This window comes from Sphingobacterium sp. R2, from assembly GCF_040760075.1.
Lineage (GTDB): Bacteria > Bacteroidota > Bacteroidia > Sphingobacteriales > Sphingobacteriaceae > Sphingobacterium.
This window is the reverse complement of sequence record NZ_CP142884.1, coordinates 2,621,234-2,638,913: the sequence shown is the minus strand read 5'-3', so window position 1 is coordinate 2,638,913 and position 17,680 is coordinate 2,621,234. Positions and strand designations below refer to the sequence as shown.

Below are 17,680 nucleotides of genomic sequence, written 5' to 3'. Positions count from 1 at the left end.
ATAAGTTAATATTGGGAAATATTTTTACCATATAACTATGTATTTCTTTAAGATTTTATTTTGAATGACCTATATATTTAAGATTATCGAAGAAACGCTCTATTAACCTTCTATCTTTTGTTACAATTTCTGCTGTACCTTTAGCTTCAAATCGAAAGTCTAATTGTGTACCGTAATTAGTTTTTAGACCATTAGGAAATGTCAGGATTACTAAGTAGCTTTCAACGATATCTCCTTCCACTGTGTTTATTTTAGTCGAAACCAAAGCAATATTATGAACTTTCGCTTCAATGAAGCCATATTCCATATAAGGATAATCTGCCATTTTTATAATAACTCTTTGGCCTACCGCGACTTTTCCTGCGCCTTGCACCGGTAAATATACCTTTCCTAAAACAGTATTCTCTTTTGGAACAATAGAAAATATAGGCTCTCCAGCCTGAACAAACTGATTATCGTTCCAAAACTTTAAAAATTGTGCGTGTCCAGGAATAGGCGATGTAATAAGAAATTGCCTTTCCCACACATTAATCTTATCTTTCAAATTATTATATGCTGTTAAAAGTTCCAAATCGAGTTGAAGTTCCCTCTCGCTCTTAACTATCCTATTTTGCTGGATTGAACTTTCTGTATTACTGATTTCTTCTCTAACTGATCCCGAATTGCGCATGGAACTTTTTAATTGGTCTTCTGCGCTTAGATGACTTGCAATTGATTGTTCATATTCTGCCTTACTAATTACCCCTTTAGCCAAAAGGATCGAATCCCGTTCAAGGAATTTGTCAGATATCTTTAGATTTTTATTGCTTAGATTTTCCTTTTCTTTTAATGTTTTGAGAGCCACACTTTGTTCGTATAGCAGTTTAGATAGGGAATGCTCTTGCTTGTCGTACAATTTGTGTTCCTGATAATCAGCCAATTGTTTCAAACTTGATAAAAACGATGAATAAGGAATTGTGAGGTCTCCCAAATTAAGGTTCTTAGGAAGCCCTTGGTAAATCTTATGAGCTTTTGACAGGGGAAGATGAATAGAATCTACATGCTTGCGGATATATTTAATTTGCTTTGGAGCGACAGGATTATCAATCCATCCCAAAATACTATCGGAAGTGATCCAATCTTGTGACCTTATATTATTTAACCGCAACCTACCACTTTGTGCAGCTACAATTTGAAGTGGAGCTTGAACTGTTGAAATTGTGACTTCTCCACCAACAATATCTGGATATTTAATAATGTATCCGAAAAAAAGAATCAAGGAAACAATACAACAAACTAATAGTGTAATGTTTCGAGCAAAGGTGTTGGGCATACGTTCAATGATATCCCTAACCTCTTCGGTTCGTTGAGGAAATACAAATTCCTTTTCTTCAATATTCATATCTAATTTGCCATTATTCTAACCTCGGTCTGACTGTCAACTAATTGAAAATATCGCCCTCTTCTTTCCATCAAACTTTGATGATTGCCAGATTCAATTACTTGTCCATCTTTCATTACAATAATCTGATCCGCCTTACGAATTGTACTTAACCGATGAGCCACTACTATTACTGTCTTGCCATGAAATATATCGTCAAGCGCAGCGGTAATTTTTTGTTCATTTATAGTATCTAATGCATTTGTCGCCTCATCAAAAAACAAGATATCAGGATCTTTGTAAAGAGCCCGAGCAATGAGTACACGTTGTTTTTGCCCGCCGCTCAATCCTCTACCATTCTCGCCCATCTTAGTTTGATAACCCAATGGCAGCTGTTCGATCTCATGGCCGATATTGGCCGTAGTAACTGCTTTGCGTAAACGTTCAATATCCAATTTTTCGTCATCCAAAATAATATTGTTAAGAATTGTATCATTAAAAATTTTACCATCTTGCATCACGACTCCGCATTTGTCACGCCACTGTCTCATACCTATATTATTGATATTCATCCCACCAATTAGGATATCGCCATAACTTGGCTTGTATAGTCTTAAAAGTAATTTCAGTAATGTCGATTTACCGGAACCACTATCCCCCACAACCGCTGTAACCTTACCTTCTGGAATGATAAGATTTATGTTCCGGAGTATTACAGGAGAGATCTGAGTGTACTGAAAAGAAACATTTTTAACAATTATATCACGTCCGAGAGCCAATTCAAGATCATTATTTCCAGTATCATCATCTTCTTCTTTCAAGGTTTGTATTTCGTTTAATCTTAAAAAACTAATTTGAGCGAATTGAAAAGAAACCATAAATATAATGAACTGCTGAACGGGACCGTTTAACATGCCGATAATAAATTGGGTTGAAATCATTACGCCAAAAGTAATGTCACCTGAGATAACTGCTTTAGCACAGAAGAATGTTATGAATAGATTTTTAACATTATCGATAAAACTTGCTCCAAGATTCTGAATATTATTTATACTCAACATTCGCAAGTTTACCTTAAAAAGTCTAGCCTGTATGCTTTCCCACTTCCAACGTTTAGCCTGCTCATAATTATTGATTTTTATATCCTGAATACCACCGATAGTTTCAACCCAATAACTTTGATTCTTAGCTGTCAATTCGAAATAGTCCCAATCTAGCTTTCTCCGCAATCTCAGAAATATCATGACCCAAAATATATATAATATACTTCCGCCAACAAAAATGTAAAATATAGCCGCGTTGTAAATAAGTAGAACAATACTAAAAATGAGAAATGTCAATGTGGAAAATACAAGATTTAGTGAATTATTCATAATGAACGTTCTAATACGTTCATGATCATTTGCCCTTTGCAGAATATCTCCTAACATTTTGTTTTCAAAGAATGAAACAGGAAGTTTCATCAACTTGATCAGGTAATCTGATATCAAAGCAATATTGATTCTTGAAGATAAATGCTGCAAAATCCAATCCCTAACAGCAGAGCTAAGAGTAATACTAATTATAAGTGCCAAATTGGCAATTAAAACAATATTAATAAAACTAATATCTTTCGTTTGTATCCCCACATCGATTACGGCTTTCGCAATAAACGGTAACAGTGCCTGCATCGCTGTAATCAGAAGCATGACAATCCCCAAATAAATAAAACTACGCTTATAGGGTAAAAAATATCCCATGAGATTCTCCAAGTTCCTCCCCCGTTCCGCTTTTTCTGCTACCTGCCGCTGTTTAAAATCAGCCTGTGGTTCCATCAGTAATGCTATGCCCGAATTTAAATTTTCGTTATGTTTAATCCATTTGTTTTCAAATTCATCTTGGCTATAACTAACTCTTCCTTTTGCAGGATCTGCTATATAAAATTTAGATTTACCATTATTTTTATATTTTGTATTGTAAAGTACAACAAAGTGGCTATTGTCCCAATGAATGATTATCGGAAAAGGAACTTTAAACAATAAATCAGAAATGCTACAATGGGCAGCAATAGTACGTATGCCTATGGACTCAGCTCCGTGTGAAATTCCTGCTAACGATACCCCTTCTTTTGTACTTCCACAAAGATCTCTTAAATATTGTAGAGAATAGTATTTACCATAATATTTGGCGACCATTTTCAAACATGCTGGCCCGCAATCCATCATATCAAGCTGTCTATCTATCGGAAAATTTTTCATATAGGGAAACAAAAATAATTACCTGAGGAATGTATCGAAGAGATACTTTTTTATATTTTTTTCAACAGAGATCGAATAATTTAATGTTTGATTGGCGATCCCAACGACTTTATCTATCCATTTAGAAAGCAAATCTATTTTTTGCCTATCATTAAAATACATCCTTCCATAATTATTAGCAATAGCAAGATGTATTTTCAATTCATTTGGGGATGGACTAATTCTTAGTTTCTCTAACATAGTTAACAATAATATTCCGACATTCTCTCTTTGACTATTTTGAAATTCTTTAGATACATTTTTTTGATGGACTCGATAATAAGTTAGGCATTCTGGAATATTCGCTCCTTTGTAAGTTTTTAGAATGTTACACCACAAAATATAATCCTCGATATGTTTATATTCACTTGAATAAGGAAATTCTTTTATAATATGAGCTCTAAACATCACAGACGGATGTGAAAATGGATTTTGAAAAAAAAGCATAAATTTAATCTCTGTGTTTGAAATTGGATATTCCTTAATGCTAATTATACATCCATTTTCATCAACGATGTAATGATAACTACCCACAATATCAATATCCTTATTTTTTTGAAGAAATTGCATTTGCTTACGAAGTCTATCTTTGTGCATCATATCGTCCGCATCCAGCCTAGCAATGTACTCTCCTCCTGCATTGCTTATACCTATATTAAGTGCTTTAACAATACCAAGATTCATCTTATTGTTTATCACCTTAATTCTCCTATCTGAGAAATCTTTAATTACTTCTAAGCTATCATCTGTGGACCCATCGTTAACTATTAATAATTCAAAATTACTATAAGATTGGTTAAGCACACTTTCTATTGCTTCTTTAAGATATTGTCTTCCGTTATAACAAGGAATAATTACTGTAATTAATGCGGCCGGATAATCATCTTTCGAACACTCATATTCTCTATGTGATAAATAGTCGTCATGATATATCGATTCGTATATTTTCCTTGTTTCGCAAACCATCTTTTTTGAAGAGAAGTAGTTTGATACATGCAAAAACGCTCGATCTGAATAATCCATTCTCGTTTGTTTGCTATCAATATAAGCCATAATATGGTTGGATAACATTTTTGTATCTATATAACATGAACTCTCACCATTAATTAATGGTATCTTCAAAGCGCATGATTCTGGAATAATTTCAGATAACCCGTCAACTTCGGAAGCAATCAGAGGTAATTTGAAAGCCATCATTTCCAAGGCTGTAAAACTACATTGTTCAACATAAGATGGTATTACTCCTATATCTGCCATCTGGTAAAACTCTCGTAAAGTTTGTCTATCCAAATTTCCGGTAAAAGTAATAGCGGACCAGTTACTTTTAACCATTGGGAGAATCTCATTGAAATTTCCGTCACCAGCAATTACTAACCTTATATGAGTATTATTTTTCATTAAGCCCGTGACCGATTCAATTAGTTCCTGTATTCCCTTTCTGCCAGTAACAGCTCCGGCAAATAAAATGAGTATTTCGTCTTCTCTAAAGCCATGCTTCATTCTCAATTTATATTTATCTGTAATATATTCTTCAATATTAGGAATGCCATTATAAATTACTTTAATTTTATTCTCAGGAATTCCACAAAGGTAAATTAAGGATCTTTTTGCTAGGTTGGTAACTGCAATAATTTTATCGAAAGAATTGTAGGCTACTACTTCTTTAATTATATTGTTGTCCAAGTATTTGGATGATTTTTTTTGAAATAGAAACCATTCGATTTTTTTAAATTGATAATAATTTGTTGAAATTAAATTTCTCCATGGAACACAATGGTTAGTTAAAACGGTTCGGCAATTTATATGCTTTCTGACCAGTTGAGCAAATTTTCCATGATTTACCCAATTAAAATGAAAAATAAGGTTCTTTTTGTTTCCAAATTGTTTTTTGAGAAATTCTACTATTTTTAGATCGTACTTAGAATGTAAAGTTGAGGCAATATCATGTTCTATAAAATAATAATCTATAGATCCCATTTTTTCTTTCTTAATAATTTTAACATCACTGGCTTTAAGAAAAATTACCGATAGATGGATAGTACTATAATTCTGGAGACTCATTAACAAAATTTCTCGATATGTGTTTATACCATTCGTTTTAAGTCCAAAGTAATCAACAAAACAGATATTTATCATAGCCTGATATTAATTTCTACTTTTCTTTATGATCCGAAGTAAAATCTCTATACACTTTTAAGGGGTGTATATAATTGGGAAATTGTAATTAATTAACGCTGTAATTTAGGTTATTTCAATTCTTACCCTTTTTGGTCAAAAGCAAATTTCAATTTTATTTATAAATAATCGATTAATACGTACTTTTACAGTAAAAAAACACACAGCAAGTTAATAAAAAAAACGATTAAATACATAAAAAACATGAACAACAATATCATTCGGAGTTTTTGGAAAGGAGGTCATCTTTCAAACTTAGAAAAACTTTCGATTGCATCATATATTAATAATGGACATACGTTTGAATTGTTTGTCTATGATGATATTCGAGAAGAAAATCTCCATAGTAAATTAATCATCAGAGATGCAAATGAGATATTGCATCAAAATCTTCTGTTTTTGGATAGCCGTTACTCATATGCTTCTTTTGCTGATTGGTTTAGGTTTAAAATGCTATTTGAACTTGGAGGTTGGTGGACTGACTTAGATTCAGTTTGCATAAAACCGTTAGATTTTACCAACGACTATTGTTTTTCAACTGAAGGAAATCCTAGATTCCCAATAATAAATTGTGGGAATATCAAAACTGTTAAGGAATCTGAATTTCTAGATGAATGTCTTTTTTATATTAATGATTTACGGAAGAATAAAAATCGAACTTGGGGTAAATATGGCATAATGCTTCTTAGAACTGTTTTAAAAAATTATGAAATAGACAAATACAAAAGTAGTCCCAATCACTTCTGTCCAATATTTTATAAAGATATATCCAAGTTAATAGATAGATATCCTCCAAAGATACCCAATGAATCATATGCGATTCATTTTTGGAATGGGATGTGGAATTTACGAAACTGGAACAAAAATTCTCCATATCCAACTTCTTCAATATTTGAAACTCTAAAATCAAAATATCTTAACGATAGCATTTAAATTAAAGATCTTGGTACAAGCAACATTTTATTAACAACTTACCTATGTGCTACGAAAAATTTTCAAGGGATGATATAACAGCTTTTCTTTAATTTCAGATTCCTGAATTTCAGGCCTATACCTCATTGTATTCAAATATAAATTATTATCATCTTTAATATAATACCTATTAATATCCTTTTTCATTACGTACTTACCTTTTCCTCCAAAATCACAAATTGACAAATCATTATTCTTTAGTATTGTTGGCAGAACAACTTCATGGTGCCCACACCATCCTTGAAGTAATTTTTCATGAATTAATCTCAATGCTCTATTCGATATTCTGTATATAGGATTAAACGATCTAATTTTTAATTCATTAGGTATCGATTTGTTTTTATAGGTGATCGCAAACCACCACATCCAAGAAGGTTGATCTACATAATCAATTAGATGGGAGCTAATGAAATCAGTCTTTCTCCTTTTAAACTTATCAAGAAACTCTCGCCAGTTTCCATTATAGAAAACGTCATCTTCAATATACCAATAATAGCAATAGTCATTTTTCTCACAAAAAAAGCTGAGCAGCCCAAAATGGTTACTACCGGGTAAAAGATTCGGAGTTAAAGATTTATATCCAAGTGAATACAATACCGAATCTGAAAATTTAAACACTGGTATGTTTTGATTTAAACTTGGAAAAACATCATCGTTATTATTATGTAAAAGAACAAAAAAGTCATAAGACGACGATTTAAATAAATCCTTATATTGATCCACCATTCCCATAGTTAAAGAATGGGAAGCAAGTAGTACTGCTATTTTGTTTTTATGTTTCATCAAGCGTTCTCCTTCTGTGAATTGGGTTCCACCCATATATCATGACTCTTTTAATAAAAAAGCTTCTTAAAGCATAGTGATCTCGTCTTGATGAAAGGGAGTGTAAATTAGATAACTCTTCTTTGTTTATTAGTCTTTCCCTATCCCCATCAAAAGGAATAAGATAGCATGGCAGGTTTTCATAATGCTTTAAAGCACAACAAAGCAATAAATCATCTTCAATTAATTTGGTTTCATGATAACCTAAAAGCCACTTATATCTTAAAACATTAAATAGATATCTTGTCTTAACAAAGTAAGCTCTGACGATGAAATCTACTTCTCTGAAATCTGCCGATGACGATACATCTTTTGGACGGTATAAATCGTCAGAGCTTAAAACGCGGCCAACTTGTCCAAGAACACCAAAATTTGGAAGTTTTTCCGCCGCTTCTAAAAAACTTTCAATACATTTTGTTCCAGGTAATACATCATCATCTATAAAAAATGTGTACGGTGATGTATAAAACCCCATGGGTATATATCGATTGAAGCCTCCTAAATTTACATTTGAAGAGAAAACTATATCAACCTTTTCTAAGATTTCAGGATTTAACCTATTTTCAGTTGACTTAAAATAATCATAAATAATAATTCGACATTTAACAGTTTGTGCTAATAACGCCTCGATAATTTTTTCGACATTTCTCGGTCTTTTGAAATTTATAATTACCGCATCGACCATATACTATTTTTTTGATTTAAAATTGATATTCCAAGTCCCGAAATACCTCGTTCAAGACTTATATCCATACTGGCAAGATCTCCATCCTTCAAAACTGGATTAACCACTTCAATTTTACTAAGATCAAAATTGTCATGGAAAAACAAGGACCAACGGGCGAGATCATGACAAGTAAGACCATTGGGATGCTCAGATAATAATATTTCCTTTAAGTAATTATATAAGACAATATTGTTTATCGCACTGCTGCCAATCCATAAGACCTGATTTTTCTTTCTTAAAGCTGCTAGACAATTCCGAACTTTTAATTCGTTTACTTTATATGGAGCTATTTCAATTAAAAAATATATAATGGAAAATTCTGTAGGCGTATTTAATTCAGTATTTTCTACCAAGTTTTCAATCTCATCAATCAAATAAATTAAAATATGTTTTAAATACTTTTGATGATAGCTAGATCTATTAACTGAAAATTTACACCGCTCTAGAAAATATAAATAATATCCCGCACCTTCGATCCCTCCTTTAACTAATTCAACCTGATGACCTCGTCGTTCAAACATAATCTTGTCGAGATTCTCAAGAATCAACCCCAATTCACCTTCTAAAAAATTATTTTTATACAAAAACATAAAAGCATATGCTATCCCAGGAAAGCCATACTTAAAGCTTAAAGAAGTATTTAAGTGAAATTTATAACAAATTTCTTCCAGTAAACTTTCTAAAACCCTCAATATCCCATCACTTCTTTTATATTTAGAATATAAAAAATAAAAAATTAATAATCCAGATTTACCAGAGTATAAACTATAATCATTACTATTTTTACATTTTAAAAGAGAGGTCCTGAACAATAAATCAAGTAAGTTATTAAAATCGGTTTGCATATAACTCCATTTTAATACGATATTATATTAAAATTTTAACTAAATAAAGATAATAAAATTAAATAATTCTGATCGGATCTTTTGTCTTAAGCAAACAAAATCTAATTTTTCAACTTACTAAAATAGAAAATGCTTTTCTAATACTTTGGAAAAACTAAGCTGATATTAAATATTTCCAAGGAAATCGATATGGTCATCCATTGCGACGATGTTGATATACAGCAGCTATCCTATTTCTTTGTATGGTATGCGGAGCTTCACATACCACACATGGTATTTGTCCACGGAAATCATGATCTTCCGTTTGAACTGGAACCGCAGTGATGTAAAAAATTGGTGCCGGAGGAATCCCGTGGCTAAACGATACTTCAGTTAAGATCAATGGCATCCAGATTATGGGCATCAGTGGTTTTCCTTTTTTTCAACAAATAGAATCGGAGGTATAAATTGATAAGATGGTATCGCACTATCCGCCATCGAGTATTTTGGAAAATGTTATGGCAGTGAGGAAGAGCATGAGTTTGTTTTAGAACGATCCCCTACGTGCCATATTTTTGGTCATAATCATTCGGGCTATGGTAAGATGAAGGTGAAGGCTGTTCAGTTTAGCAATGCTTCATTGTATGAGCTATTAAAAGAAAGGTGTGATTGACCATATAAAAAGCCACATCTCCCGGCGTGGCCTTAATAAACATATGATTCACTAGTGGTTTGTCTTTTATTACTGGCAAACCACCAGCTGTAAAATCCTATTGATACGAATTCATTGATTTATAAACCTTCCAGCTGTCACCCACGCGCTCCAAGCTAACAACATCAGTCTTGGTGAAATTCTTAAATTTCAAAGTCACTTTAGCCACCATATAGTCTGCCGATTCCTCGATGATATCTGTGCTTACTCTACAGTTTAGCTTTTCGCCTTTTTGCTTTTTCAAGGATTTAACCACTTCGCTACGGCTATTAGACTGCGCATTGGTAGCTTGGATCTTTTGATTAAAATCTTCGGCGAATAACTGCTCTACTCCTGCTGACTCGCCCTCTGTGGTTACCGCAACATAGTGCTCTAAAGCGAAATCTGCGGTGGAAAGGTTAATGTTAGCTTTTATTGCTTTTGCTCCAGGTCCTTCAGCTGCCATAGTGAAAGTGGATAATGTGATTAGATTTGCTGCTGCGAATGTTTTTACTAAAGTTTTTTATCGAAATGATTTGTTTTTTGATTGGTGATAAAGCTATCATGAGTGCCATTTTTAAGCACTCATGATGGTTCATAATGTCTTTTTTATAGTGTTAGTTCTGCTGTTCTTATTTGTTGACTCAAAACTACGACACAATAGGCCCCTAGCCTACGGGCTTAAGACCAACGATTAGGAAAACTAGGTGAATGGCGGAAATGCGGAGGCGGAAGGCCTTAGAATAACGCACTGAATTTTCGATAATCAGACTATAACAGCTATCTTTAATAGCAAAAGCTTCTACAAGTCCAAATGATTGAAATTGCCCATCAACAATATAAAGTATTCATCTATACCGATCATCAATATACAGTTGAATCCGCTGATAATCTCAGACGCTACAACCGGGTATATATCGATGATTCTTGCGATCGACATAGCAACGTATCTAACGTTGCCATTTTAGTAAAGCATGGTCAAGATGAAGTGGCTAGTGCTATTCTTTGTGATATAGGGGTTTTCACAGGATTGAGCGAATCCTCCTTTATAATCGAAGAGCGCATGCTTTATATTTGCGCGGGGAATAAACTTTACTACTTAAATATACCAGACTTAACGCTCAAATGGACAGGACAAGTAGATTACGTAACGAATTTCAGTGTTCAGAAATTAGAAGATGATTTGCTCGTTCATGGTGAAATCGAAATCACAAGAATAACAAAGCTCGGAGAAATAAAATGGCGATTTGGAGGACAGGATATCTGGATAAATACGAATGGCTTTCCTGTGATAACTTTACTGTATGACCGGATTAAACTGGTTGATTTCCAATCAAATTTTTATGCTATCGGATTTGATGGAAATACTATTTCTAAAAAAGCCGAGGATTATACAGCGACAGTCATCTATTCATATGATAAAATCATAGGGTCAGCAAAACTTGAAGCAGGGGATCTTTCCATGGGAGGCTTATATGGAGACTTTAACCCCAATCAAACATATTTGGCGCAGATTCAGCAGCACGCATGGGAATTTCTAAATACAAATGGTCAGAATCTAAATGAATGGCAGGCCTTAAGATTAAATATTCAACTCGAAAATGGACTGTTTTTATTAGCCACAGGAGGTCTAATGATAGAAGATAGTGAGGAATTTCCAGAAGAACCTAAAAAAATCCACCTAGCGGGAGTTGACACTAAAATAATTGAGGATTTTATTATCGAAAATCCTACAAGAGCTTTTGTAGAATATCCTTGGGAAGCAATATCAATTGAGAAAAAATTAGCTTTCGAAGATATGCTGTATAAAGAAATTGATTCATCAGGATCTATAGTCGATTATTTACGGAGCCATTCTACGAACACTATTTTAAAAGGAGCCACAGTTTCAGCCCTTTGCATAAATGTTAATTCATCTCAGGTTCTATTTGAAATACAAAGTAAAAAGATTGATCAACGCTTTGCATTAATAGCATTCAAGCAATCCGATCGAGATGGAACTCGTTTATTAAAAGGTATTAAATTATTTAATGATTTTGATGAATTCAAAGATCTCAAGATGTATCGAGACAGAAACGAATGGGAGAAATAAAATTGAAATGAAAAAGAAAGGCAGCTAATTTTGAAATAGCGGGTAACAATGGAATTTATACAAAAAAGCCACATCTCCCAATGTGGCTCTACAACATATATATTTATTTGAAATCGCTCCTATTTATACGAATTGATCGATTTGGATACTTTCCAGTCATTGCCCACACGCTCCAAGGTAACTAAATCTATTTTGGTGAAGTTCTCAAATTTTAGAGTCGCTTTAGCGACCATATAGTCAGCTGATTCTTCTAAGATGTCGGTGCTTACTGTACAGTTCAGCTTTTCGCCCTTTTGTTTTTTCAAAGATTTAACCACTTCGCTACGGCTGTTAGACTGCGCATTGGTAGCTTGGATCTTTTGATTGAAATCTTCGGCGAATAACTGTTCTACTCCTGCTGATTCTCCCTCCGTAGTTACCGCTACATAGTGCTCTAAAGCGAAATCTGCGGTAGAAAGGTTAACGTTTGCTTTTGTTGCTTTTGCTCCAGGTCCTTCAGCTGCCATAGCGAAAGTAGATATTGCGATTAGGGCTGCTGCTGCGAATGTTTTTACTAGCGTATTCATAATGTCTTTATTTTATTGTGTTAGTTCTGCTGTTCTTACTTGTTGACTCAAAACTACAAAACAATAGGCCCCCAGCCTACTTGCTTTAGACCAACGATCAGCAAAACTCGGTGAATGGCGGGAATGGGGAGGTGAAAGTTATCGTTCGAAATATCGCTTCAATTGATGCTGTGCAAAATAAATATCCTTTCCTATTGGAACAACTTTATCAAAACTATTGATCAGGGCTAATCAAGAGCATTAATGTTTAAATTGAAAAAACAACCGTACCGTGGAAAAATTCGATATTGTCAGATAGGATCTAACACCATGAATAGGTGTTTTAAATGGACTATAATTAGTCTTATACACCTAACATCATTTTGTAAAAATCATAATATAGTTTACCTCCTGCAATGTCCCCAAATTCTTTGGCCATTTGAATGTTCAATTCTACATTCTCATACAAATCTTCTTCAACCGCCCTTCTTTCATGAAAAATAGCGACATTAAAGATGGAATATAAAAAGGATTTATCATTTTGAGCACATTTAAAAAGTAGATTGTCATATCCAGATTCCAACACAACAATGGCCCCAGTAGTAGTATCAATTGCTAAATCATGACCATAAGCCTTTCCAAAGTATATAAAATTGCTAATTTCTTCTGCTTTTTCCTCAAAGGTGACCATTCCAATTTCTAAATGCGAACAGTCATAGTTTTCTACCAATTCAATAATTGGATATTGAGATACAATTGTTCGCTCTTTTGGCATAACGATATACGCTCTTTTTATATGCTCAATATATTCGTCTGACAAGCCTTGTTTTTTTAGTAGACTAGCATCGATATAAATATTTCTCAAACTTTCAACAAATTCGACTGCTTCCATTTGTTTATTTATCTTAAAATAGTTCTTGCAATGAAAAATAGCCCATCTTCAAGAATTAATATGCTTATGGACTTTGACTCTATTATTATTCAAAGAAGGTATATTTCAAATTAAATCGCTTTATTTCTTCATGTGATTGTTCATGCTATCTTCAATTCCTTTGATGCTTTTAAGAAGATCCGCCCATGTAAGACTTTCTCCTACTATCATATTTTCACGCATGGTTTTATAATCCGCCTCCCACTCTTTTATTACCTCGTCAGGCGGAAGGATACTTAACCTCCCTTTTCGATGGTTGGAATAGTCAATCCCCCGAAGTGATGTGACTGTTTTTCGATGCTGGACTATTGTGTTAAATAATTCTTCGTCTTTAATGGCTTCTGTTCCAAAATCAGTATTCATAATCTTATCTATATCATAGAAATGCCTAGTTAGCCTATCTGTCCTGATTTTGTCAATCGGTTTAGAGAACTCTTCATGTAATAAGAGAACCTTTTCTATAAAAGTCCGTGTAGGGATTACAACTTTAACATTAAAAGCTGCTTGAGCAAACCCGGAATCTTTATAATTATCATCTATAAAAGATAGGACCGATTGTGTCTCGAACGGTTCAGTTAGCGATCTGGCCCCCATTTCCAAGAGTACTCTTTGCTGGATATATGCGTGACCGACTGGCGCTATCGGTTGGTAATAAATTTCCAGCGTATTAGGATCGCTAGTATCGTCAACATAAGTATTATAACGAATTTCATAGAAATCCTTAAGAACTCCCAATTTTTCCAATTGAAGAATCAATTCCTCTCTAAACTCATTGATAATAAAACCTCCGGAGGCCTTTCTCAATTTTTTAATCTGGGTTTTTGAATCTAATTCGTCGAAACCTAGTAGGTGTCGGTCGATTATTAAATCGATATCTTCTGAAAAACGGTCTATCAACTGATACGCTTTGCTTAAAGACGTACCGCCTTTAAAAATAATAGACTCTGCATATCTTGTTGCAAAAACAGCCTTCAGAACAATACACACCCACCAATCTTTTTCAATAACAAAAGCTGGCAATCCCATTATATTGCTCAATTGATCCAATACAAGCCTCTTTTGTTCTGTCTTAAGATTTAACCACATAATTTTAGGATTGGTAAAGCTTAGTTATTTCTTTCTGGATCCATACTGGAGCATATTTCAACTGAGAATCAAGAATTTGTTTTTCTATCTTTTTGACTGAATGTTTGATCATGCTTAAGAATTCTTCAGAAAGTCCCTCTTGACCTTGTTCTTTAAAAGCTGAAACAACCAACTGTAATAAATCATCTTTTATCGCAAAGCTTTTGGGTACAGTACGTTTAAATTTGATTGTACGCTTACCTATTTTAATATCCCGCTGTGAACCATCTGTTAAATAAACGGCTTTTAGCGGCACCTGCGTAGTCAGCCCTAATAAATACAACGCTAATACACCTGTCGGAGCAATACGAGCTTTGTCTCGCCTTGCAATTTCTTTTGCAATTTCTTCAACACTAGGATATATTGTACCCAATAAAGGGTCCTTTTTAGGTTTAATATAAATACCATGAGCCAATCTTTCAATAAGTCCATCATTCTCCAGGCGGAAAAGTGTCAACCTGATATTCTCTGGTGTCCCATAATTCTTAAAATCATTTGCGAAAAAAAATTCGCCGCGAGAAGACTTAAAAATCTTCTTTTCTATCTTATTTCTAGATGTTTCTGACATTAAAAATCATTTAATCTGTAACAAATTTAGTAAATATTTGTTACAAAAAAACAATCTATCGTATAGTATTTACCTTCGATTGCGCCAAATTAAGTGGACTATCAACAGATTTACACTTTTAAAACAACTTACCTAATTGTGGCTATATCAAACATGCCATTTCCCCCTCTAGTTTTTCCCCCCTAGTTTTATTGAACCATCCAATAACAATCAATTTGCCCTGTAACACCACCTATGTTATAGTGCAAATTGATTGTTACTAAATTCAACGGTAAAAGCAAATTTAGCGTTACTAACGTTTGGGATGTTGCGATACTATCGTGGTGCCATAAAAAAGATAGGAGAAAATAGTTTTTCACAGAGCTTATCATCCGAAAAAACATGCATATCCATCATGATTTATTTCATCCAACAATAATTGCAGATTAGTACACTCGGGTTTCGGTTCATAAGCCTCCTATTTGCCCGATCCTCGCATCCAATAGAGTTTCCAAATTTTAGCTGCTTTCACAAAGCGAAGCTTTGCAAACGGTAATTCTAAAATATTCGTTGGATCATTCCATTGTGGTCTAATTTCAAACATTAAAGCCGTTTTCCCATCCCTCCAATAATCAAAATCCAATTTTTTGCGCACTTCTGCATCTTTTGGTCTTTTGGAATCTATAAAGCTTTTCAACTGAATTTCAATCATTGAAAGAAGTTCTTTTTTATCCATCATTACAAATTTAAAACTATCGACTTATTCTTCATCTCATACCAATCATCTAACATACTTTTTTGAACTAAAACCTTGATCGGCAATCACGAATAATGCACATTGCATGACAAAACAAAAAAGCCACATCTCTCGATATGGCTCTACAACATATATATTTATTTGAGATGGCTCCTATTTATATGAATTTATTGATGGGGCTTTCAATTATGCTAATATTCCAAATAGCAATACTTGTCACGACATTATCAAAACAAAAAATGAACAGTTCAGACAATAAAGCGACCTAAGGCTTGATATATTCTTGATAACTCTTTTTGATATACAGGATAATATCATAGTCGGACATGTATTTCGCGGTGTCAATATTCGGACGGTACAACTGCATGAAAGTTTGTAGAGAATCACCTTTAAGGCCCGTCAAATTTTGAACCTTACGCTTCGAAAAGGTATTATCGAGATACCGCTCTTCTTCTTCCTTTATCAATTTCTGTTGGAGCTTGGATTGGGGGGTACGATTTTTCCCTAACATAGAAATAACAGAAAGGACATCAACACTTATCAGCGAGGCGGTACTATTACTAGCTTGATTAGGGTGTCCCGGGACATTTGAAGAATAATTTTTGCGGATGAAAATGTCTTTAAACTTGGGTTTGCTATAATTGAAGGTCCTGGCAAATTCTTCCCGAAACTTTAAGGAATCAGCCTTATAATTTCTTAAAGAATTGATCTTGACTTCATCCAACAAGATTGTTGCCTGCTCCATATATATGACCAAATGATCAAGATTGCTATTATCAACTATATATTTAACTTCACGATATCCAATTGAAGAGAAGGTGATTGTATCGCCAAGCTTAACACCTGACACTATAAATTTGCCATAGCCATCGGAATAGGTGCTGCGTGAAGCTACTTTGACCGAAACACCTATAAGAAAATCACCTGAATGCTTATCTTTAGTCGTACCTTTCAGATCTTGTGCAGAAGATAAGTTCGTGATAAAGAGCAATAGAAATAACACCTGTAGTCCATTCACTTTCAATTAGTTTTACAATAAAAATATCATAAAACTAAGCATTTAGCAATGTTATTAACTGTTTTTAACGCATGTCGCTTTGGTAATAACCTCAGGCTAACCAAATAAAAAGCCAGATAAAAAGAGGAAACGATAAGAAATATAAAAATTACTGTACAAATAAACGCTAAGAGAAAAGGTATGATGAGAATCAGGCCCTTTTGACGTAAAAAAGCCACATCTCCCGACGTGGCTTCACAACTTATATATTTGTAAGGTATGGCTCCTATTTATACGAATTGATCGATTTGGATACTTTCCAGTCATTGCCCACACGCTCCAAGGTAACTAAATCTGCTTTGGTGGAGTTTTCAAATTTCAAAGTCACTTTAGCAACCATATAGTCTGCCGATTCTTCTAAAATGTCTGTGCTTACTGTACAGTTCAGCTTCTCGCCTTTTTGCTTTTTCAATAGTTTAACCACTTCGCTACGGCTGTTAGATTGTACATTGGAAGCTTGGATCTTTTGATTGAAATCTTCAGCGAATAATTGCTCTACGCCTGTTGATTCGCCCTCCGTCTTTACTGCAACATAGTGATCCAAAGCCAAGTCTGCTGTAGAAAGGTTAACGTTTGTTTTTGTTGCTTTTGCTCCAGGTCCTTCAGCCGCCATAGCGAAAGTTGATACTGCGATTAAAGCTGCTGCTGTGAATGTTTTACTAATGCTTTCATAATGTCTTTATTTTATTGTATTAGTTTTTTTATCTGTTCTTATTTGTTGACTCAAAACTACGACACAATAGGACCCTAGCCTACGGCCTTTAGACCAACGATCTGGA

The 17,680-nt window shown here is 33.9% G+C and carries 15 protein-coding genes and 1 pseudogene; 2 read left to right on the top strand and 14 right to left on the bottom strand.

Going from position 1 to position 17,680, the window contains the following annotated elements; all coding sequences use genetic code 11:
* Window positions 1–55 precede the first annotated feature (55 nt).
* From VXM68_RS10985 to VXM68_RS10975, 3 genes are read right to left on the bottom strand one after another with little or no spacing between them, the layout of a single operon-like run.
* Complete coding sequence (locus tag VXM68_RS10985; RefSeq protein WP_367211260.1) at window positions 56–1,381, bottom strand: HlyD family efflux transporter periplasmic adaptor subunit; 1,326 nt, start codon at window positions 1,379–1,381, stop codon at window positions 56–58.
* A 2-nt stretch (window positions 1,382–1,383) separates the two neighbouring features.
* On the bottom strand, window positions 1,384–3,597 hold the full coding sequence (locus VXM68_RS10980) for a peptidase domain-containing ABC transporter (RefSeq protein ID WP_367211259.1): 2,214 nt from the start codon (window positions 3,595–3,597) through the stop codon (window positions 1,384–1,386).
* A gap of 18 nt (window positions 3,598–3,615) precedes the next feature.
* A complete protein-coding gene (locus VXM68_RS10975; protein WP_367211258.1) occupies window positions 3,616–5,772 on the bottom strand; it encodes a glycosyltransferase in 2,157 nt (718 codons plus the stop codon).
* A gap of 243 nt (window positions 5,773–6,015) precedes the next feature.
* On the opposite strand from VXM68_RS10975, the gene VXM68_RS10970 reads away from it, so the two are divergent.
* A complete protein-coding gene (locus VXM68_RS10970; RefSeq protein WP_367211257.1) occupies window positions 6,016–6,744 on the top strand; it encodes a glycosyltransferase in 729 nt (242 codons plus the stop codon).
* A 42-nt stretch (window positions 6,745–6,786) separates the two neighbouring features.
* On the opposite strand, the gene VXM68_RS10965 is transcribed toward VXM68_RS10970, so the two are convergent.
* From VXM68_RS10965 to VXM68_RS10950, 4 genes are all read right to left on the bottom strand, one after another.
* Window positions 6,787–7,602, bottom strand: coding sequence for a hypothetical protein (locus tag VXM68_RS10965; RefSeq protein WP_367211256.1), 816 nt, complete (start codon window positions 7,600–7,602; stop codon window positions 6,787–6,789).
* Window positions 7,556–8,290 carry a glycosyltransferase gene (locus VXM68_RS10960; protein ID WP_367211255.1) on the bottom strand — a complete coding sequence of 245 codons (735 nt, stop codon included), beginning with the start codon at window positions 8,288–8,290 and terminating at the stop codon, window positions 7,556–7,558. Before VXM68_RS10960 ends, VXM68_RS10965 begins: the two co-directional genes overlap by 47 nt.
* Window positions 8,275–9,177 (bottom strand): lanthionine synthetase LanC family protein, encoded by a 903-nt coding sequence (locus tag VXM68_RS10955; protein WP_367211254.1) that lies wholly within the window; start codon window positions 9,175–9,177, stop codon window positions 8,275–8,277. The genes VXM68_RS10960 and VXM68_RS10955 overlap by 16 nt, the downstream gene beginning before the upstream one ends.
* A 749-nt stretch (window positions 9,178–9,926) precedes the next feature.
* A complete protein-coding gene (locus VXM68_RS10950; RefSeq protein ID WP_367211253.1) occupies window positions 9,927–10,313 on the bottom strand; it encodes a nuclear transport factor 2 family protein in 387 nt (128 codons plus the stop codon).
* A gap of 348 nt (window positions 10,314–10,661) precedes the next feature.
* On the opposite strand from VXM68_RS10950, the gene VXM68_RS10945 reads away from it, so the two are divergent.
* Window positions 10,662–11,939: a hypothetical protein gene (locus VXM68_RS10945; protein ID WP_367211252.1), complete on the top strand. Its 1,278-nt coding sequence runs from the start codon at window positions 10,662–10,664 to the stop codon at window positions 11,937–11,939.
* A 119-nt stretch (window positions 11,940–12,058) separates the two neighbouring features.
* Here VXM68_RS10945 and VXM68_RS10940 read toward each other — a convergent pair whose 3' ends face one another.
* From VXM68_RS10940 to VXM68_RS10910, 7 genes and pseudogenes are all read right to left on the bottom strand, one after another.
* Window positions 12,059–12,505, bottom strand: a complete 447-nt coding sequence (locus tag VXM68_RS10940; RefSeq protein ID WP_367211251.1) for a hypothetical protein — start codon at window positions 12,503–12,505, stop codon at window positions 12,059–12,061.
* Window positions 12,506–12,848: 343 nt separating this feature from the next.
* On the bottom strand, window positions 12,849–13,376 hold the full coding sequence (locus VXM68_RS10935) for a hypothetical protein (protein WP_367211250.1): 528 nt from the start codon (window positions 13,374–13,376) through the stop codon (window positions 12,849–12,851).
* A gap of 120 nt (window positions 13,377–13,496) precedes the next feature.
* Window positions 13,497–14,501, bottom strand: coding sequence for a nucleotidyl transferase AbiEii/AbiGii toxin family protein (locus VXM68_RS10930; RefSeq protein WP_367211249.1), 1,005 nt, complete (start codon window positions 14,499–14,501; stop codon window positions 13,497–13,499).
* Window positions 14,502–14,505: 4 nt separating this feature from the next.
* Entirely contained in the window at window positions 14,506–15,108 is a 603-nt protein-coding gene (locus tag VXM68_RS10925; RefSeq protein ID WP_312365562.1) for a DUF6088 family protein, read from the bottom strand.
* A gap of 367 nt (window positions 15,109–15,475) precedes the next feature.
* Window positions 15,476–15,799: pseudogene (locus VXM68_RS10920) on the bottom strand (DUF3024 domain-containing protein).
* A gap of 310 nt (window positions 15,800–16,109) precedes the next feature.
* Window positions 16,110–16,862, bottom strand: a complete 753-nt coding sequence (locus VXM68_RS10915; protein ID WP_294185848.1) for a carboxypeptidase-like regulatory domain-containing protein — start codon at window positions 16,860–16,862, stop codon at window positions 16,110–16,112.
* Window positions 16,863–17,127: 265 nt separating this feature from the next.
* The gene (locus VXM68_RS10910; protein ID WP_367211248.1) at window positions 17,128–17,514 is read right to left on the bottom strand and encodes a nuclear transport factor 2 family protein; all 387 of its coding nucleotides are present in this window, start codon (window positions 17,512–17,514) and stop codon (window positions 17,128–17,130) included.
* Window positions 17,515–17,680: the final 166 nt, after the last annotated feature.